The following is a 19,295-nucleotide window of genomic DNA, read 5'->3' as shown; positions in this document are numbered from 1 at the left end:
TCAGTCGGATCCCTTCTGCGGCTCGGGGCCGCCGGTCGTGGTCTGGGCGCGCGCGTGGTCACCGAAGGCGAACGACGAGTTGTCGGCGCGCCCGATGTGCACCGCGCCGCTGCTGATGTTGACGATCTTCTGCACGAACTCGCCGGTCTCGTAGCCGGCTTCGCCCAGCGCCAGCCGCACCCCGCGGCTGATGCGGTCCTGCACGCTGCGCAGGTACCGGGCGACGTCCATGTCCTGGAACGTGGACCCGGCGGGCGCCTCGGCCAGCTCCCGCACGGACAGGGCGGGCCCGTCGGGCAGCGCGTGGGCGTGGCCGCCGGTCAGCAGCCGCCACGCGAAGCGCAGGCCCCGGCCGAGTGTGATCAGCGCTTCACCGGCGGAGCGAGGCACCAGGACGGCGGCGCCGGCGATCCTGCCCGTCCGGTCGTCACGGAAATCCTGGTAGGCACGGTCGGCGTCCTTGAAGTCCGCGCGGACCGGCAGCAGCACGTGCGGCGCGATCTCCAGCATCAGCATCCGTCCCTGGGTGTGGACGCGAACGAAGACGGTGACGACCAGCTCCTCCTCCCAGCCGGCGACGCGGACGCGCAGGAAGTGCCTCCGCTTCTCGCCGCCCTCCTCGACGGCCCGCGTCCGGTGCTGCTCGAAGTCGTCCGGCGCGTACGGCGCCTCGTCCCGGCGCAGCAACCCTTCGACGGGCAGGAACACGCACTCGTCGACCTCCAGCCGCCGCAGCCGGTCCCGTACGCCGGGGCCCGCGTGCTCGGCCGGGATCCTCAGCTGCTCGATGAGGGGCCGGACCCGGTCGAGGATGGCCCGGTTGCTCAGCGGCTGCTGGTCCGCGTCCTCGTCGGGCCGCAGTTCGACGGCGAGCACCCAGGTGTCGTGCGGCGCGCCCGCCCCGCAGAAGGGGCGCGCCTCGTGGTACATGACGAGCGGCGTGTGCTGCTCCAGCCGGATGCGCTGGATCAGTCTCCGCAGGCGGTGCCCTCCGGACTGCTCGGCGCGGTCGCCGGCGGCGTCGGGGAAGCGGTCCCTGGAGAGTTCCTCGGCGAGGACGCGGGCGAACTGGTCACGCCGTCCCGCAACGCACAGGCCGATCACCACGAGCACGCCGATCCCGAACCACGCCTGCCAGGGTTCGGCGCTTCCCGCGAGGCCGTCGCTGATCGCGCTCAGCGGGTTGTCACCGCCGGATTCGTAGGAGGACTCGTACCCGGAGCCGCCGTCCGCCCCGCCGAAAGCGGCGGCGCCGAGGCTGTACAGGAGGAACGCGCTGATGACGCGGCCGCTCCAGCGGACCAGAGGCGCGGCGGCCCGGGGCGCCAGGGGCGCGAAGGCGAGCAGCAGACTGGGGATCAGGAAGTAGGCGAGCAGGCCGCCGCTGACCAATGCGCCGACGATCCACAGGCCGACGACGGCGGCCGCCCACAGCATCTCCAGCCGCCGGGCGCGCAGCGCGTGCGCGAGGACGCGGGCCGCGTCGAAGCCCAGCGAGGGCGCGACGACCCGCTGTTCGTGCAGGTAGAGCTCCTCGACGACCCGGTCGCGGTAGCCGGCGTCCAGGTAGGTCCCCGCACACAGCAGCCGGGACGCCTCACTGGCGTACGGGGGCACGGGCGGCGGGCCGTCCGGCGTCCCGCCCGGGTGCTGTGGCTGCTGCTGGGGCACGAAGGCAGTGCTCACGCGGATCCCCCGATACGCGAATCGACGTCACCACCACGTGGAGTGACGGGGCATCAGCATAGGGGAAGGGCGGGCGGACGCGAACCGGATTGACCACAGGGGCCGACGAGACCGTGCGAAGCACGGGGCCCCGTACCGGACGAACCGGTACGGGGCCCCGCGAAGGCCGTGGTGGCCGGGCTCAGATGAGGCCGAGGCCGCGGACCGCGTCGCGCTCCTCCGCCAGCTCGGCGACGGAGGCGTCGATGCGGGTGCGGGAGAACTCGTTGATCTCCAGGCCCTGGACGATCTCGTACGTGCCGTCCTTGCAGGTGACGGGGAAGGAGGAGATGAGGCCCTCCGGGACGCCGTAGGAGCCGTCCGACGGAATGCCCATGGAGACCCAGTCGCCGTCGGCGGTGCCGTTGACCCACGAGTGGACGTGGTCGATGGCGGCGTTGGCGGCCGAGGCGGCGGAGGAGGCCCCACGGGCCTCGATGATCGCCGCACCGCGCTTGGCGACGGTCGGGATGAAGTCGTCGGCCAGCCACTTCTCGTCGCTGACGACCTCGGCGGCGTTCTTGCCGGCGATCGTGGCGTGGAAGATGTCCGGGTACTGGGTGGCGGAGTGGTTGCCCCAGATCGTCAGGCGCTTGATGTCGGCGACCGTGGAGCCCGTCTTCTTCGCGAGCTGGGTGAGCGCGCGGTTGTGGTCCAGGCGGGTCATCGCGGTGAAGCGCTCGGCCGGTACGTCCGGGGCGGCGGCCTGGGCGATCAGGGCGTTGGTGTTGGCCGGGTTGCCGACCACGAGGACCTTGATGTCGTCCGCGGCGTGGTCGTTGATGGCCTTGCCCTGCGGCTTGAAGATGCCGCCGTTGGCCTCCAGGAGGTCGCCGCGCTCCATGCCCTTGGTGCGGGGGCGGGCGCCGACGAGGAGGGCGACGTTGGAGCCGTCGAAGGCGACGTTCGGGTCGTCGGTGATCTCGATGCCCTGCAGAAGCGGGAACGCGCAGTCGTCCAGCTCCATGGCCGTGCCCTCGGCGGCCTTCAGCGCGGGCGTGATCTCCAGGAGGCGCAGCTTGACCGGCACGTCCGCGCCGAGCAGCTGGCCGGAGGCGATGCGGAAGAGCAGGGCGTAACCGATCTGGCCGGCCGCGCCGGTGACGGTGACGTTCACGGGAGTGCGGGTCATGGCGTTCTCCGTATGACAGCTGGCGGTGGGGCGGTCCCTGCCCCCTGGTGCGGGATCCCCGCTCCGGCTCGTGACCGGTGGCCGCCACGATGATCGATCACCGGTTCGAATGATCGATCTCTTGGCGTCAAGAGAGATCCAGCGGTCAGGCTATCGCGCATCCGTCGGCGCGCACGGCCGGGCTCCCTGTGGCCCGTCCCACAGAGTGACCGCGTACGCACGCGGGTAGCCGAGGGCGACGGAGAGCTGGGGAGACGGGCAATGAGGGGCGGCCGCTCCGTCCGGGAGAGGTGAGGGCGGGGCGGCCGCCGTCCGGGACCGACCGTGCCGGTATCCCGTGGGGGTACTACTCGCGTGCCCGCCCCACGCGGCCGCATTCACGCCACCACGCTTCCCTCACATGTCACGACCCGTACGGCCTACACGGGCGAGGGAACCGGCCACCCGGTCCCGACGCCCCGGTGGTCCGGGATCCGGCCGCCCCGCGGGAGCGGCCGGACCGTCAGTCCGTGCAGCCCTTCTCGCCCGTCGCGGCCAGCACCGCGCAGGCCTTCGCCTCGGTCGCGGAGGCGACCGGCACCATCATCGTGTAGGCGACCGTGTCGCCCGGGGCGTCGACCGAGTCGGTCTCCTGGGACGCGCCCGAGCTGATCTCGACGGTGTCCCCCTGCGTGGCCTGCGTGACGCGTCCCCACGCGGCGGCGCAGACCTCGCTGTAGCGGACCTCGACGGTGGCGGCGCCGACGACCGCGGAGCCGGCCGTGGTGACCAGGTCGCCGCTGCACCCCATCACCTCGGCGTCCTTGCCCGCGCAGCTCTTGCCGCTGCACTTCACGCCGGGAGGCAGCTGCGCCTCCTTGGTGACGGTGGGCGACGGGGAGGGCCTGGCCTCCTTCTTGTCGCCCTGGGTCTCGGTGACGTACAGCCCGGCGGCGACCACCACCAGCGCGCCGAGCGCGCCGACGAGGAACATCGCCGTGCGCCGCTTGCCCGCGGGACGGCCGGAACCGCCGCCCGGACCCGACGGCTCCACGGGCGGCGGGCCGTACCCGCCCGCCGCGGGGGCCCCGGGACCGTACGCCCCCGGGTAACCGGCGTCCGGATGGGCGACCCCCCAGGAGTTGCCGCTGCCCGACGCGTCACGCACGTCGGTGGCGGTCGGCTGCGGCGGCACGCTCGGCGACACCCCGGCCGGACCGGCGACCCCCGTACGGGGTCCGCCGCCGCGGGCGCGTCCGCCTCCGCCCGACGACGGCCCGGCCAGCTCGCTCAGCGCGGCGCGCGCCTGCGAGATCCGGATCGCCTCCATGGTCATGTCGTGCCGCATCTCCGAACGGCTCCAGGCGCGCTCGGCGAGCTCCCACATGGTGGTCAGGTGCACCGGGTTGGTCCCGGTGACCTCGGCCAGCGCCACGATCGCGCCCTTCGGCGCGAGCAGCCGCCCGTTCAGATAGCGCTCCCAGGACGTCTTGCTGTAGCCCGTGCGGTCGGCGACCGACGCGACGCTCAGCCCGCTGCGGTCCACCAGCCGCCTGAGCTGGCTGGTGAACTCCCTGATCTGCGGATCGAGCTCATCCGGCAAGGCCTTCCAACGAGGCATTGCTCTCCCCCTCTTCCCCCCGGTTCGTGCCGGTGTTTCCTTCGCGCATGGTGCCCGCTGCCACGTCCCGTCCGGCTACCCACAGGGATGCCACCGGGACGGGTCTCAGTTCCCGGGGTGGGGGCGCGCGGGAGCAACAGGGCGCGTGCGGCGTCGCACGCCCAGTCGCTTGCGCTCCAGTGTCCCACCGGTCGGCCCCCCGGCCGAACGGAACCCCGGAACCCGCGCACCGTGTGAACCGGACCGGTACGACCGTCCCACCGTCTTCTTGTCCTACCACCCCGGCGCCCGGACGCGGGGGTGTCCGTGGCCACATCACCCCTGCGCGGTCACCCGTGTCGTGAACGGGGGCCGGGGTCATCGCAAGGGTGTACGGGGATTCCGGGGCGCGTACCGGAATGGTCACTTCCGTGCCACAGCGGCCGGGCCTCCGTTGATCGGGCCGTCCGCCGTGCAGGAACGTGGTGCGCGGCGGCGGCCCGTCCTCTCACGGGGGTGTGGACGGGCCGCCGTGTCGCCGCTCGGGCGGCTCAGCTGTCGACCGTGAAGTGCAGCATGTCCTGCAGCCACGGGAACCGCAGCAGCGGATCCGGCTGCATCATCAGCGCCAGCAGCACGATCACCAGGCCCAGGCCGCCGTAGGTGACGATGTCGGTGAAGCGGGAGCGCACGGCGAGCATGCCGACGTCCGGCACCGTCCAGCGCAGCACCGCCCCGGCCACCAGCGCCACGCCGATCAGCAGCAGCCCGACCCGGAACACGTCCAGCGCGGTCAGCAGCAGGCCCAGGCCCACGGTGAGCAGCACGGCCAGGATCGGCCACTGCCGGGCGGGCGCGGGGGCGTCGCCGGGGGCCGCGCGACCGCCGCCCTCGGGGCGCGCGGTGTCCCGCGTGAACAGCGGGAACCTGCGGGTGGCGCGGCGCGGGGCGCCCTCGGCGTCGGGCGCACTGACCGCGTCGCGCACGGTGACGTCCTCGGGGGACTCCTCCGCCGCGGGGGCCCCGGGGGCGTCCGGTGCCTTCCGCTCAGCCGACACTGCGCTCCGCCGCCTCGACCACGTTGACGAGCAGCTGCGCCCGGGTCATCGGGCCGACGCCGCCGGGGTTGGGCGCGACCCAGCCGGCCACCTCGGCCACGCCCGGGTGGACGTCGCCGACGATCTTGCCCTCGGCGCTGCGGGAGACGCCGACGTCCAGGACGGCCGCGCCAGGCTTGACGTCCTCGGGACGGATCAGGTGGGCGCTGCCGGCGGCGGCGATGACGATGTCCGCGCGCTTGAGGTGCGCGGACAGGTCGCGGGTGCCGGTGTGGCACTGGGTCACGGTGGCGTTCTCGCTGCGCCGGGTCAGCAGCAGCGGCATCGGACGGCCGATGGTGACGCCGCGTCCGACGACCACGACCTCGGCGCCCTTGATCTCCACGCCGTGGCGGCGCAGCAGCGTGATGATGCCGTTCGGCGTACAGGGCAGCGGGGCGGGCTCGTTGAGGACGAGACGGCCGAGGTTCATCGGGTGGAGGCCGTCGGCGTCCTTCTCCGGGTCCATCAGCTCGAGGATGCGGTTCTCGTCGATGCCCTTGGGGAGCGGCAGCTGGACGATGTAGCCGGTGCAGGCCGGGTCCTCGTTCAGCTCGCGGACGACCGCCTCGATCTCCTCCTGCGTGGCGGTGGCGGGCAGTTCGCGCTGGATGGAGGCGATGCCCACCTGGGCGCAGTCGCGGTGCTTGCCGGCGACGTACTTCTGGCTCCCGGGGTCGTCCCCCACGAGGATCGTGCCGAGGCCGGGCGTGACGCCCTTCTCCTTCAGCGCCGCCACGCGGGCGGTCAGATCGGACTTGATCTCGGCTGCGGTGGCCTTGCCATCGAGAATCTGGGCGGTCATGACCCCATCCTCGCGGATGACCGGTCCCCTGTTCCAATCAGCCCGCATTCCGGTCGGCCGCGACGTCGGGAGCGGGCATTCGCTCACCATCGGTGGCGATACGAGCAAGATCGCATTGTTGCACTTGCACAACACATATGTCGTACGGCTGGACAAGGAAAGGAACGGTCAAGAACGATGAACGCACAGTGCCGCGGGCAGAACCGGGGGGACGGACCGCATCTGTAGTACTTCCTCCGCGCCGTGCCTCGCGTCGTCCCCGCAACTGAAGCGCAACGGAGGAAGAACCGCCATGAGTTTCGGCGACCCGAACAACCCCTACGGGCAGCCGCCCCAGCAGCCCCAGGCCGGCCCCGGCTACGGCTACCCCCAGCAGCCCGGCCAGCCCGCGCAGCCCGGATACGGCTACCCGTCGGCGCCCCCGGTGGGCCAGCCCTACGGCGGCGGTTACGTCCCCACCCAGATGCCCGGCATCACGCGCGCCGCGCAAGTCCTGGTCGGCGTGATCGCGCTCGCACACGTCGTCATCGCGGCCGTGTACGGCGTGGCGCTGGCGCAGTGGGACGAGTCGATGCGCCAGGCCGACCTCACGGCCGAGGCCGAGCAGTACGCCGACCTGGGCAAGGGCGTCATCGTCTTCTTCGCCGGCCTGGCCGCCGTCTTCGCGATCCTCGGCCTGGTCCTCCTGCTCCAGTACGCCAAGGGCGGCAGCTCGGTCCGCGTCTGCTCGATCGTGTACGCCTCGTTCGCGATCGTCAGTGGTCTCTTCGCGCTGGCCATCTACCTGCTCGGCCTGGTCATCTGGGTCGTGTCGATCCTGGTGATCGTGTTCTGCGCGAAGCGGGCGAGCGCCGAGTGGTTCCGGCGCCCGAGGTACTGACCACGGGTGACGGTCCCGCCGACGGTCCACCACAAGGCCGTGTCCGCCCCGTACAGGGGGGACACGGCCTCGGTGTTTCCGGCGCCGGACCCGTCCGGTTCGCGCCGGTCCCGCCGCTCATCCCGCCGCGCACCCGTGTCGCACCCGAAGGGGGCCACCTGGGACCCGATCCGGTCCCAGGTGGCCCTGCTGACGCGGGCACACACGACGGCGGTGGCCCCGGTCCGGGTGAGGACCGGGGCCACCGCCCTCCGGCTCAGGGCTGAGGGCTCCGTGCTCAGGGGGCTCCGTGCTCAGGGCTCATGGCTCCGGGCTCAGAGCTCAGGGCTCCGGGCTCAGAGCTCGCGGCTCAGTGGAAGAAGTGCCGCGTCCCCGTGAAGTACATCGTCACGCCCGCCTTCTCCGCGGCCTCGACCACCAGCTCGTCGCGGACCGAACCGCCCGGCTGGACGACCGCCTTCACGCCGGCCTCGGTGAGGATCTCCAGACCGTCGGGGAAGGGGAAGAACGCGTCGGAGGCGGCGAAGGAGCCGCGGGCGCGCTCGGCGCCGGCCCGCTCGACCGCCAGCTTCGCGGAGTCGACGCGGTTCACCTGGCCCATGCCGACGCCGACCGACGCGCCGTCCTTGGCGAGCAGGATCGCGTTGGACTTCACCGCGCGGCAGGCCTTCCAGGCGAACGCCAGGTCGGCCAGGTCGGCCTCGGACAGGGCCTCGCCGGTGGCCAGTGTCCAGGTCGCCGGGTCGTCGCCCTCGGCCTGGAGCCGGTCGGTGACCTGGAGCAGCGCGCCGCCGTCGATGGGCTTGACCTCGACCGGGGCGGACGGCGCCTCGGGGGCGCGCAGCACGCGGATGTTCTTCTTCTTGGTGAGCGCCTCGAGAGCGCCGTCCTCGTAGTCCGGGGCGACGATGACCTCGGTGAAGATCTCCGCGACCTGCTCGGCCATCTCCTTGGACACCGGGCGGTTCACGGCGATCACGCCGCCGAACGCGGACAGCGGGTCGCAAGCGTGCGCCTTGCGGTGCGCCTCGGCGACGTCCGCGCCGACCGCGATGCCGCACGGGTTGGCGTGCTTGATGATCGCGACGGCCGGGGCGTCGTGGTCGTACGCGGCACGGAGCGCGGCGTCCGTGTCCGTGTAGTTGTTGTACGACATCTCCTTGCCGTGCAGCTGCTCGGCCTCGGCGAGGCCGCCCGTGCCCGACACGTAGAGCGCGGCCGGCTGGTGCGGGTTCTCGCCGTAGCGGAGGGTGTCCTTGCGCTCCCAGGTGGCGCCGAGGAAGTCGGGGAACTGCGAGTCGTCGACGGGTGCGTACTCGGAGGCGAACCAGGAGGCGACGGCCACGTCGTACGCGGCCGTGTGCTGGAAGGCCTCGGCGGCGAGCCGCTTGCGGGTGGCGAGGTCGAAGCCGCCGTCCCGGACCGCGGCGAGGACGTCGCCGTAGCGGGCGGGGCTGGTGACGACGGCGACCGACGGGTGGTTCTTGGCGGCGGCGCGGACCATCGAGGGGCCGCCGATGTCGATCTGCTCCACGCACTCGTCGGGCGAGGCGCCGGAGGCGACGGTCTCACGGAACGGGTAGAGGTTCACGACGACCAGGTCGAACGGCTCCACGCCGAGCTCCTTGAGCTGCTGCTCGTGGTCGGCGAGACGCAGGTCGGCGAGGATGCCGGCGTGCACCTTGGGGTGCAGCGTCTTGACCCGGCCGTCCAGGCACTCGGGGAAACCGGTCAGCTCCTCGACCTTGGTCACGGGGACGCCCGCGGCGGCGATCTTGGCGGCGGTGGACCCGGTGGAGACCAGCTCCACCCCGGCCTCGTGCAGGCCGCGCGCGAGATCCTCGAGGCCGGTCTTGTCGTAGACGCTGACGAGCGCCCGTCGAATGGCCCGCTTGTTGCTCTCGGCGGTCACTGGATAACTACCTTTCGTCCCTCGATGCGATAGCCGTTGCGGGCGAGGCGCCCCACGACCTCGACGAGCAGCCTTCGCTCGACTTCCTTGATGCGCTCGTGCAGAGCGCTCTCGTCGTCCTCGTCCCGGACCTCCACCACGCCCTGCGCGATGATCGGCCCGGTGTCGACGCCGTCGTCGACGAAGTGGACGGTGCAGCCGGTGACCTTGGCGCCGTACGCGAGCGCGTCCCGTACGCCGTGGGCTCCCGGGAAACTGGGCAGCAGGGCGGGGTGGGTGTTCACGAACCGCCCGCCGAAGCGCGCGAGGAACTCCTTCCCCACGATCTTCATGAACCCGGCGGACACCACGAGGTCGGGCTCGTACGCGGCGACGGCCTCGGCGAGCGCCGCGTCCCACTCCTCGCGGGTGGGGTGGTCCTTGACCTTGCACACGAAGGTCGGCAGCCCGGCCCGCTCGGCTCGGGCCAGCCCCTCGATGCCGTCGCGGTCGGCGCCGACGGCGACGACCTCGGCCCCGTAGGCGTCGGGTCCGACGGCGGCGATCTCGTCGAGGAGCGCCTGCAGGTTGGTGCCGGATCCGGAGACCAGCACGACGAGACGGCGCCTGGCGCGCTCGGCCACGGGCTTGGCGGCCACGGTGGGGCCCTTTCTCGGGGAGCGTCTGTACGGCCGGCGGCACAGCGCTTTGTACATTCCTACGAATGCTTCGCGCCCCCTGATACGGGGAAGCCTACGAAGCGGCCGACCGGCAGCAACGATACCGGCACTCCCGACGGGCCCCCACGGGACGGGGGCGTGGCCGGAAGGTAGCGTCTGGTAGGAGCCGGCCGGGGTACGAGCCGATGGACACCGGGGCGCACGGGAACGCCGACAGCGCACCGTTCGTTCACAGGGCGACGGACCCGGGCCGCGCGGAGCTGACGGAAACGCACCAGCTCACCGCTCACTCGTAGTCGATACGTCGTGCGAGGCGGTCACACCGCACTCACGCCGTGCTTCACAAAGGGGAAGACGCTCACTTGATGCCGGACCGCAGCCTGCGACTCCTCACGTTCCCCCAGCAGTCGGCCCAGGGAGGGGAGCGTGGCGCCGTGCTGCTGCGGGAGCGCCCCTCCTCGCCGCCCGACGCCTCCCGAGGCGACGGCGACGACCGCCGTGACGGCCAGGGCCAGGACTCCCGGGACGGTCGGGGGTCGGGCCAGGACGACAACCCGTTCGCGCCCCCTCCGGAGGGCACGCCCGACCGCCCCTGGCAGCCGCGCCACCCCTCGGGCGGCGACGGCGAGGGCGGCGGCCGCTCCCCGTGGGGCCGCAACTGGAGCGACCGGCAGCCCGGCCGCTCCTCCGGCGGCTTCGGCGAGCGTCCGCGCGGCCCCGAGGGGCAGGGCGGCGGCCAGCAGGGACAGGGCGGCGGCCAGCAGGGTCCGGGCATGCGCTGGGACCCCACGGACCCGGCCCAGCGCCGCGCGCGCTACGCCCTGCTGGGCGGTATGTGGGCCTTCTTCTTCGCCCTGTTCAACTGGCCGTACCTGGCGCTGCTGCTGGGCGCGCTCGCCCTGTACTGGAGCATCAGCGCCCTGCGCGCCAAACCCCGCGGGCAGGACCCGGACGCCCCGGCGTCCGAGCAGAAGGGCCGCCCGCAGACCACGGCGGCGGTGAGCGGCCTGGTCACGGCCGGCCTGGCGCTGCTGCTGGTGGCCGGGGTCTTCGGCGCCCGCCTGGTCTACAGCGACTACTACGAGTGCACCAGCGACGCCCTCACGCAGCAGGCACGCCAGTCCTGCGGGGACCACCTGCCGGAACAGCTGCGGGGCCTGCTGGACGAGGAAGGCTGACGGGTCGCCCTCCGGACGTTTCTCGGATCGCGCCGCACCCCGCCCGCCCGCTCACGCGGGTGGGCGGGGTGCGGTGTTCTCGGAGCCGGAGGGTGAGGGGCCGCGAGGTCGCTCACGGGCTCGGGGCGGTCGGGGAGCTCGCGTGGGGGGCGCGGGTTCCGGTGCCGTCCGGGGCCGAGCGCCATCGGCGGAACGCGAGGGCGGAAGGTTCCGCCAGCGCGGCGGGCCGGCGCGGATCGCGTCGTCCCCGGCCCGACGGGCGGGCTGGGGCCGGCGGTCGTGTCGCTGCCGTCCCGGTCGTCGCTGTCGAGGTCGGGAAGCAGCTACGGCTGCTCGTCACGGGCGGCGGTCGCGCTTCGCGCGCTCACGCGGGCGGGCGGGGTTCGGTGTCCCCGGTGCGGCGGGGGGTGAGGGGGTGGGGAGGTCGTCCAAGGGCTCGGGGCGCGGGCGGAGGCCGAAGGGGTCTGTGCCGTCATGGAGGTCACGGAGGTCACCGGGGGCGCCGTGGGCGCGGTCGTCGCCGTCGTCGTCGTCGAGGAGCAGGTAGGGCTCGTCGGCGGCGACGGGCGCGGGGGCGGGGGCGCTTCGTCCGGGCTTCCGCTTGAACCAGGTGCGACGGGGGAGCCGTTCCCTCCGGGCTGGGCGCGGGAGGGCCGGACGGCGCCGGGGGGCGACCACACGGTCCGCACGACGCTCGCCCCTCCTGTACGACCGGCGCAGGCGCCACGCCCGTACGGTCAGGGCCGTCGCGGCGGCCGTCAGCCCGAGCCACACCGCCGTCGCCAGGCCCACCTGCCACCAAACCGGGCCGAACCGGGCCAGCGCGGCCGTGCCCAGGGGGCCGCCCGCCAGCCCGGCGAGCAGCGCCATCAGCACCCCGCACAGCCCCGCCGCGAACGCCGCCGCACCGGCGGTCCGCCCGGTCGTCCAGACGCCGAAGCGTCCGCCGCCCGTCACGGACCCCCGCCCCACGAACCACCCCACCACGACCCCCGCCGTCAGCGGCAGCGCCACGACCGTCCCGTGCAGCGCCGTGCCCGCGCCCGGGTCCGGCACCGCCGCCAGCAGCGGGAACGGCGGCAGCAGCGGCGCGGCCCGCGCACCGAGCGGCGTCACCGCGACGCCCGTGCCCAGGAGGAAGCCGGGGCCGAGGGCGTAGGCCGCCGCCCACACCGCCGCGTTCGGCAGCAGCGTGACGCAGAGCAGCAGCACCGCCAGCCACCCCGACCAGCCCTCGGTCAGCCGTCCGAACGTGCGGCGGGTCTCGCCGAAGTGCCAGCCCAGCGACACCGTCAGCAGCACCGCACCGCCCGCGACCAGCACCGTCGCCCCGGCCGCCGCCGCGCGCGCCGCGACTCCGGGACGGCCGTCGGGGCCGAGCACCAGGTGCCGCGCCCCCCGGGGCAGCACCGCGCCCAGCACCTGCTCCAGCGGTCCGCTGGGCCGTCCGTACGCGGTCCACACGCCCGTCCCGGCGGCCACCAGCGCGACCAGCGGCACGCACAGCGCCGTCCATGCCCACGAGGGGCGCAGGGCGCCGCCGGCGGCGTAGAGGGCGGCGGGGGCGGCGACGGCGAGGTAGCCGAGGACGACGCCCGCCCAGGCGGTGCGGCCCGGCATCAGCGGGGCGTTGTCGCGGGCGCCTCCCTCGGCGGTGTCCCGTGCCGCCCGGTGCAGCAGCCACACCGGCACCACGGCGAGCAGCAGCGGGGGCACGCCCATCGGGGCGGGGGCGCCGGAGAGGGTGTCGACGCGGACCAGTTCGGCGCCGTGCGCCAGCAGCCACAGGGCCGCCGCGACGTGCAGGGCGCCGCCGGGTCCGCTGTCCGGGTAGGGGGAGCTGACCCACAGCAGCATCACGAGCACGGTGAACGCCGCGAGGCCCAGCCCGGCCGCGAGGGCGCCACCGACCAGGCCGTTGGCCAGCCCGGGCGAGCGGTGACGCACCCGGAGGAGCAGGGAGGCCGGCATCGATCGGCGTACGGTCGTCTGGATCACGCCCGCCATGCTGCCAACGACACGCGCTTTACCGGCGTAACGGGCGAACCTCGGCTGTGTCGCTCAATATATGTTTATGCACTTTTCTGTACTGAGGGACGCCCAGTGACGCGGAGCCCTGCCGTTCCGCTCCCCCCGCCGAACGAACGCCGACGCCTGCGGGAGGCCCGCGCGCTGACGCGCGCTCAGCTCGCGCGCCGTCTCGGGGTACGCCCCGACACGGTGCGCGCCTGGGAGTCGGGGCGCAGCACGCCTCGGGGGCGCAACAGGGTCGCGTACGCGGAGGTGCTGTCCGCACTGGCGGCGGACACGCCCCGTCAGGTGCCGCAGGTGCGGGATGGGGTGACGGTCCGTACGGCACCGGTCGAGGGCGCCGGGGACGCGGCCGCCCTGGACCCCGCCGAGTTCGCCCTGACCCCGACGGCGCTCTTGTCGCCGCCGGGGGCGGACACGTCGTCGGAGCGGGGCTCGTCGTCGGCAACCGCACCGAGGGCGGGGGTCCGACGTGCGTCGGAGCCGACCGCCGAGACGGGAGCGGCGGGTGGGCCGCAGTCGGCGCACGGACCCACACCGGACGCCGGGCGCGCGCCGGGCCACGGCCAGGAGTCGGAGGACAGGACCGAGTTGGACAGCGAACCAGCGTCGGAGAGCGGCCCGAAGCCGGACAGCGGACCGAAGCCAGACAGCGGACCCGAGCCTGGGAGCGGGCCCGGGACAGAGGGTGGCCCGGTGACGGAAGACGGGCGCGAGTCCGGGAACGGCACCGCGTCGGGCGAGTCCGGGCACGCCACCGCGTCGGAGCGGGAGGCGACGCCGGCCGGCGACCCCAGGCCAGGCGGCGGGACCGAGCCGGGGCACGGCTCAGCACCAGAGCGAGAGGCTCTGCCGGCAAGCGACCCCGAGTCGGAAAGCCGAGTCGAGTCGGCGCCCGGTGCAACCCCCGAGCGGCAGGGGATGCACGCCGGCAGCCGCAGGTCAGGGAGCGAGGCAACCCCCGAGCGGGAGGCGACGCCCGCCGGCGACCGCAGGTCAGGGAGCGGGGCAGCGCCCGAGCGGGAGGCGACGCCCGCCGGCGACCGCAGGTCAGGGAGCGGGGCAGCGCCCGAGCGGGAGGCGACGCCCGCCGGCGACCGCAGGTCAGGGAGCGGGGCAGCGCCCGAGCGGGAGGCGGTGTCGGCCGGCAGCCCCGCGTCGGGCCACGGGGAGTCGTCCAGGGGTGGGGTCCTGTCAACGCGTGGTCGTGCGGACCGTGGCGGTGGGCGTCGGCGGCCGCGGCCGTCCTGGGCGCGGGTGTTGCGGCCGTCGGGGCGGGAGCGCGCGCCGGGGGCCGTCCCCGCCGCGCGGGGGGCGGGGCCGTATCTGACGCCCGCGCAGGCCTTCGACGCGCTGTACGCGTACTGCGCCCCCGCCCTCGTCCGGCAGGCGTACCTGCTCGCCGGGCGGCGCGACCTCGCGCACGAGTCCGTGGAGCGGGCCTTCCAGCGGGCGTGGGACCACTGGCCGGAGGTGGCCCGCGACCCGGACCCGGCGGGGTGGGTGCGGGCGGCCGCGCACGACTGGGCGCTGTCCCCCTGGCACCGCCTCCGCCGCCGCCACCGCCGGCCCGAGCCCCCGCCGCCCGGGGAGGACGACCGCGCGCTGCTGGACGCGCTGCTGAGCCTGGCCCCGCCGTACCGCCGCACGCTCGTGCTGTACGACGGCGTCGGCCTGGACCTGCCCGAGACCGCCGCGGAGACGGAGGCCAGCACACGGGCCACGGCCGGAAGGCTCATGTTCGCGCGGGAGGTCATCGCGGAGCGGCTGCCGGAGCTGGCCGATCCGGGGGAACTGCACGACCGGCTGGCGGAGCTGGCGTCCACCGGCCGGACGCGGGCGGCGGAACCGGCGGCGGTCCGCGGCGGCAGCGAGCGCCGGGCGCGCCTGTGGACACGGACGGCGGCGGCCGTGACCGTCGTCCTGATCGGCAGCACGGCGATGACCCTGCACACGGCGCCCACGCACTACGTACCGCCCGTACCGCCGGGCGAGACGGTGCGGGGCGTGCCGCCCCGGGTTGCGCCGGGGCCCCTCTCGGACGAGCAGCGCGAGCTGCGCGACCGCCTGCGCAAGGCCCTGCTCGACGGCCCGGAACGCCTCTCCCCCCAGGCCCGCTGAGCCGCGCCCCGCGCGGGAGAAGACGGGTGGGCCCGTCCCCCACCAGGGGAGCGGGCCCACCCGTACGATGCGCTGTCGCGCCGGCGGTTCAGCCGGCGAGGATCGCGCGCGCCAGCTTGGCGGTCTCGGTCGGCGTCTTGCCGACCTTGACGCCGGCGGCCTCGAGGGCCTCCTTCTTCGCCTGCGCGGTGCCGGAGGAACCGGAGACGATGGCGCCGGCGTGACCCATGGTCTTGCCCTCCGGCGCGGTGAAGCCCGCGACGTAGCCGACGACCGGCTTGGTCACGTTGTCCTTGATGAAGGCCGCGGCCCGCTCCTCGGCGTCGCCGCCGATCTCACCGATCATCACGATGAGGTCGGTGTCGGGGTCGGCCTCGAACGCGGCGAGCGCGTCGATGTGCGTGGTGCCGATGATCGGGTCGCCACCGATGCCGACGGCGGTCGAGAAGCCGATGTCGCGCAGCTCGTACATCATCTGGTACGTCAGCGTGCCGGACTTCGAGACCAGGCCGATGCGGCCCGGCTTGGTGATGTCGCCGGGGATGATGCCGACGTTCGAGCCGCCCGGGGTGATGATGCCGGGGCAGTTCGGGCCGATGATCCGGGTCTTGTTGCCCTTCTTGCCGGCGTACGCCCAGAACGACGCCGAGTCGTGCACGGCGATGCCCTCGGTGATCACGACGGCCAGCGGGATCTCGGCGTCGATGGCCTCGACGACCGCGTCCTTGGTGAACTTCTCCGGCACGAAGATGACGGAGACGTTGGCGCCGGTCTTCTCGATGGCCTCCTTGACGGTCCCGAAGACGGGTACCTCGGTGCCGTCGAAGTCCACGGTCTGACCCGCCTTGCGCGGGTTCACGCCGCCCACGACGTTGGTGCCGTCACCGAGCATGAGCTTGGTGTGCTTCATGCCCGTGGCGCCGGTCATGCCCTGGACGATGACCTTGCTGTCCTTGTTGAGCCAGATAGCCATGGTGTGTTGTGTCCTCGTCCTGAGTGCTTACTTGGCGGCGTGGGCCAGCTCGGCGGCCTTGTCGGCCGCGCCGTCCATGGTGTCGACGCGCTGCACCAGCGGGTGGTTGGCGTCGGTGAGGATCTGCCGGCCGAGCTCGGCGTTGTTGCCGTCGAGGCGCACGACGAGCGGCTTCTCGACCTTCTCGCCGCGGTCCTCGAGCAGCTTCAGGGCCTGGACGATGCCGTTGGCGACCTCGTCGCAGGCGGTGATACCACCGAAGACGTTGACGAAGACGGACTTGACGTCCGGGTCGCCGAGGATGATCTCGAGGCCGTTGGCCATGACCTGGGCGGAGGCGCCACCGCCGATGTCCAGGAAGTTGGCCGGCTTGACGTTGCCGTGCTTCTCACCGGCGTACGCGACGACGTCCAGGGTGCTCATGACGAGACCCGCGCCGTTGCCGATGATGCCGACCTCGCCGTCGAGCTTGACGTAGTTGAGGTTCTTCTCCTTGGCCGCGGCCTCGAGCGGGTTCGCCGCGGCCTTGTCGTGGAGCTCCTCGTACTCGGGGTGACGGAACTCGGCGTTGTCGTCGAGCGACACCTTGCCGTCCAGGGCGATGACGTCACCGGAGGCGACCTTCGCCAGCGGGTTGACCTCGACGAGGAGGGCGTCCGACTTGATGAAGGTGTCCCACAGCCTGATCAGGACGTTGGCGACCTTGTCCGCGACCTCGGCCGGGAACTTGGCGGCCTCGACGATCTCGCGGGCCTTCGCCTCGTCCACGCCGTCGATGGCGTCGATGGCGATCTTGGCGACGGCGTCCGGACGGGTGGCCGCCACCTCCTCGATCTCCACGCCGCCCTCGACGGACGCGATGGAGAGGAAGGTGCGGTTGGCACGGTCGAGGAGGAAGGAGACGTAGTACTCCTCCAGGATCTCCGGGGCCGTCTCGGCGATCATCACCTTGTGGACCGTGTGGCCCTTGATGTCCATGCCGAGGATGTCCGTCGCGCGGGCGACGGCCTCGTCCGGGGTGGCGGCGAGCTTCACGCCGCCGGCCTTGCCACGGCCGCCGACCTTCACCTGGGCCTTGACGACGGACTTGCCACCGAGACGCTCAGTGGCTGCGCGGGCCGCCTCAGGCGTGTCGATGACTTCACCGGCCAGCACCGGTACATCGTGCTTGGCGAAGAGGTCCCTCGCCTGGTACTCGAACAGGTCCACGCGCTTCCGTCCCTATCAGTGATCTCGCGGTTCGTTGGATGCGTGGGCGTGCCGCGAAGGGCAACGTGACGTCCGCTCTGTCACAAGGGAGGCGCACACGGTGTCCGAGCGCGCGGCATGTCCGTCTCGCAGGTTATCGCCGCATGGGGGGAGCCTCTAAATCGCGAGTCACACGTGAGCGGTGATACCTGTCACATGATGTCGGCTTCTCCGGCACCGCGTGCCGCGCGTGAGGGGCCTCACCGGGCTGGGGTTGGCCCGGTGAGGCCCTGCCGAACAACCCGGACGGGGCGGTGACGCCCGGGTCCGGGGTTGCGGGGTGGCCGGCCTCCATTCCCCAATGGGGCCGGTCTCCCCTCCGCGAGGTCGCGGCCGGACGAGCCGACGGCTTTCGGCTGTCCGGATCCTGATGCCCCGCGGAGTCCTTTGTTACCCGTGAGTCAGGAACGGGTGACAGGCGGGTGCGCACCGGAGAACGTCGGGACGGCCGGTCCACGGCGGATTCGGCCGGGACGGGTCATCTGTCCGTGTGAACGGCTGCGCGCGCCTGCGCGGGAGTGGCGCCGTACGGCCTAGGCGGGCGGGACGTGGACGTCCCGGCTGTGCTCGCGCGTACGGGGGGTCTCCGCGGGCGCGGCGGCACCCGGCACGAGCCGGGGCACGGGCCGGTGGACGGCGGGCACGGCGCCGGCGTCGACGTGCCGGGCGGTGCCCTGGTTGGCGGACGACCGACTGCCGAGAGCGCCGTCTCCCTCACCACCGTCCCTGGGGGCGGGCGCCTGAGGCGGGGCGGCGGTGGTCCGGGAGGCGGGGGTCGCGTGGCGGGCGGCGGGAGCGCGCTCGGGGGTGGCCACGGAGGGCCGGGGGCCGTGGGCGACGGGGGCAGCCGGTACCGAGGGGGTGTCTGCCGCGGTGGGCGGGAGTGCGGGCGCATGCGCGTGCGCGCCGGGGGCGGTGGGAGCGGGGAGGAGATGCGCGGGGAGGCCCGCGAGCCCCGGGAGGTCCGGCAGGGCGGGAAGCCCCGGCATCACCTGGGGCGGCAGCACGGCGGGCTGCTCCAGCACGGGCAGGGGCACGGCGGGGAGGGACACGGCGGGCAGGGACACGGCGGGGAGGGTCGAGGTGACGGCGCCCAACTCCTGGGTCACGCCACGGACCACCTGCCCGACGGGCCGCAGTACGTGTTCGAGAGGCCTCTCCACGGGGCCCTGCTGCTCCACAGGGCCCTGCTGCCTGCCCGACTGCTCCGCGACCGGCTGCACGACAGGTCGCACCACGCGCTCGTCCGCGACACGCACCGCTTCACCGAGAGACAGCGCGACCCGCTTCTCCCCCGACCGCGCACCGGACTCGGCCCCAGGCCGCGCCGCCTGCTCGCCGGCCGTCACGCCCCACATGACCGCAGACCGCGCACCCCGCTCACCACCCGACCGCGCCACCCGCGTCTCCACAGACCGCGCGCCCGACTCCGCCACGGCCGCCACGCCCCACATGACCGCAGACCGAGAACCCCGCTCACCACCCGACCGCGCCACCCGCGTCTCCACAGACCGCGCGCCCGACTCGGGCACGGGCTGTGCAACCGGCCCGGCGTCAGGACGCGAGCCCCGCTCGCGCGCCGCCGACTCAGCCGCAGGGCGACCGGCGCTCCCGGCCGGATTCTTGGCCGCAGGTCCGTCGCCCTCCGCCGTGAGGCCGTCCCACACGGACCCGACGGCTCCGACGTCGACCCGCACAACGCCTCCGGCGGACGGGCCGTCCGCAGCCTGGGCCTGCTCCCCGAACAGGACGCCCAGAACGAACACGGCCCCCGTCACCAGCGCCAGCCGGACCGCACGCCTGCGAGCCGCGGCGCGCACCACACGCACGGCGGCCCCGGGCACGGCTGTTGCTGACCAGGTCGACAGGGCGTTCCCTCTCCGGACTGCGGGGACCACCGGACACCTTCACGGGTCCTCGATCGAACGCCCCCGATCCTTGCACGTGACGCCCGC

At 73.7% G+C, this 19,295-nt stretch carries 13 protein-coding genes and 2 pseudogenes; 4 read left to right on the top strand and 11 right to left on the bottom strand.

The genetic code is table 11. The features are described 5' to 3' along the window. From MTR79_RS03875 to MTR79_RS03855, 5 genes are all read right to left on the bottom strand, one after another. Nucleotides 1-1,686, bottom strand: coding sequence for a hypothetical protein (locus MTR79_RS03875; RefSeq protein ID WP_244789178.1), 1,686 nt, complete (start codon nt 1,684-1,686; stop codon nt 1-3). Between the two features lie 181 nt (nt 1,687-1,867). Beyond that, nucleotides 1,868-2,857, bottom strand: a complete 990-nt coding sequence (locus tag MTR79_RS03870) for a malate dehydrogenase (protein ID WP_048457944.1) — start codon at nt 2,855-2,857, stop codon at nt 1,868-1,870. A gap of 502 nt (nt 2,858-3,359) precedes the next feature. Further along, on the bottom strand, nt 3,360-4,457 hold the full coding sequence (locus MTR79_RS03865; RefSeq protein WP_244789176.1) for an XRE family transcriptional regulator: 1,098 nt from the start codon (nt 4,455-4,457) through the stop codon (nt 3,360-3,362). Nucleotides 4,458-4,987: 530 nt separating this feature from the next. Then, nucleotides 4,988-5,494, bottom strand: a complete 507-nt coding sequence (locus MTR79_RS03860; protein ID WP_086702607.1) for a DUF3017 domain-containing protein — start codon at nt 5,492-5,494, stop codon at nt 4,988-4,990. Continuing rightward, nucleotides 5,484-6,338, bottom strand: a complete 855-nt coding sequence (locus tag MTR79_RS03855) for a bifunctional methylenetetrahydrofolate dehydrogenase/methenyltetrahydrofolate cyclohydrolase (protein WP_033272374.1) — start codon at nt 6,336-6,338, stop codon at nt 5,484-5,486. Before MTR79_RS03855 ends, MTR79_RS03860 begins: the two co-directional genes overlap by 11 nt. Nucleotides 6,339-6,630: 292 nt before the next feature. On the opposite strand from MTR79_RS03855, the gene MTR79_RS03850 reads away from it, so the two are divergent. Continuing rightward, nucleotides 6,631-7,218: a hypothetical protein gene (locus MTR79_RS03850; RefSeq protein WP_086702609.1), complete on the top strand. Its 588-nt coding sequence runs from the start codon at nt 6,631-6,633 to the stop codon at nt 7,216-7,218. 349 nt (nt 7,219-7,567) lie between these two features. Here MTR79_RS03850 and purH read toward each other — a convergent pair whose 3' ends face one another. Together purH and purN are read right to left on the bottom strand one after the other, a co-directional pair. Beyond that, nucleotides 7,568-9,130: a bifunctional phosphoribosylaminoimidazolecarboxamide formyltransferase/IMP cyclohydrolase gene (gene purH / locus MTR79_RS03845; protein WP_086702610.1), complete on the bottom strand. Its 1,563-nt coding sequence runs from the start codon at nt 9,128-9,130 to the stop codon at nt 7,568-7,570. Beyond that, on the bottom strand, nt 9,127-9,768 hold the full coding sequence (gene purN / locus MTR79_RS03840; RefSeq protein WP_086702611.1) for a phosphoribosylglycinamide formyltransferase: 642 nt from the start codon (nt 9,766-9,768) through the stop codon (nt 9,127-9,129). Before purN ends, purH begins: the two co-directional genes overlap by 4 nt. 386 nt (nt 9,769-10,154) lie before the next feature. Here purN and MTR79_RS03835 point away from each other — a divergent pair, with 386 nt between their 5' ends. After that, nucleotides 10,155-10,967 (top strand): hypothetical protein, encoded by an 813-nt coding sequence (locus MTR79_RS03835; protein WP_086702613.1) that lies wholly within the window; start codon nt 10,155-10,157, stop codon nt 10,965-10,967. Between the two features lie 336 nt (nt 10,968-11,303). Here MTR79_RS03835 and MTR79_RS03830 read toward each other — a convergent pair whose 3' ends face one another. Beyond that, the gene (locus MTR79_RS03830; protein ID WP_244789174.1) at nt 11,304-12,974 is read right to left on the bottom strand and encodes a DUF6350 family protein; all 1,671 of its coding nucleotides are present in this window, start codon (nt 12,972-12,974) and stop codon (nt 11,304-11,306) included. A 96-nt stretch (nt 12,975-13,070) separates the two neighbouring features. Between MTR79_RS03830 and MTR79_RS03825 the strand changes: the two are divergent. Then, a pseudogene (locus MTR79_RS03825) lies at nt 13,071-13,268 on the top strand (helix-turn-helix transcriptional regulator); the annotation flags it as partial. A 1,056-nt stretch (nt 13,269-14,324) separates the two neighbouring features. Further along, nucleotides 14,325-15,119: pseudogene (locus MTR79_RS03820) on the top strand (Cro/Cl family transcriptional regulator); the annotation flags it as partial. A gap of 88 nt (nt 15,120-15,207) precedes the next feature. Here MTR79_RS03820 and sucD read toward each other — a convergent pair. From sucD to MTR79_RS03805, 3 genes are all read right to left on the bottom strand, one after another. Beyond that, complete coding sequence (gene sucD, locus MTR79_RS03815) at nt 15,208-16,092, bottom strand: succinate--CoA ligase subunit alpha (RefSeq protein WP_086704293.1); 885 nt, start codon at nt 16,090-16,092, stop codon at nt 15,208-15,210. 27 nt (nt 16,093-16,119) lie between these two features. Next, nucleotides 16,120-17,301 carry an ADP-forming succinate--CoA ligase subunit beta gene (gene sucC / locus MTR79_RS03810; RefSeq protein WP_048457953.1) on the bottom strand — a complete coding sequence of 394 codons (1,182 nt, stop codon included), beginning with the start codon at nt 17,299-17,301 and terminating at the stop codon, nt 16,120-16,122. A 572-nt stretch (nt 17,302-17,873) separates the two neighbouring features. Further along, nucleotides 17,874-18,578: a hypothetical protein gene (locus tag MTR79_RS03805; RefSeq protein WP_244789172.1), complete on the bottom strand. Its 705-nt coding sequence runs from the start codon at nt 18,576-18,578 to the stop codon at nt 17,874-17,876. Between the last annotated feature and the right edge of the window lie 717 nt (nt 18,579-19,295).

The sequence above is a fragment of the Streptomyces sp. BJ20 genome (assembly GCF_022869105.1).
In the GTDB taxonomy this organism is placed as follows: domain Bacteria; phylum Actinomycetota; class Actinomycetes; order Streptomycetales; family Streptomycetaceae; genus Streptomyces; species Streptomyces griseoincarnatus.
The sequence above is the reverse complement of the archived record's forward strand: the minus strand, read 5'-3'. Positions and strand labels throughout refer to the sequence as shown.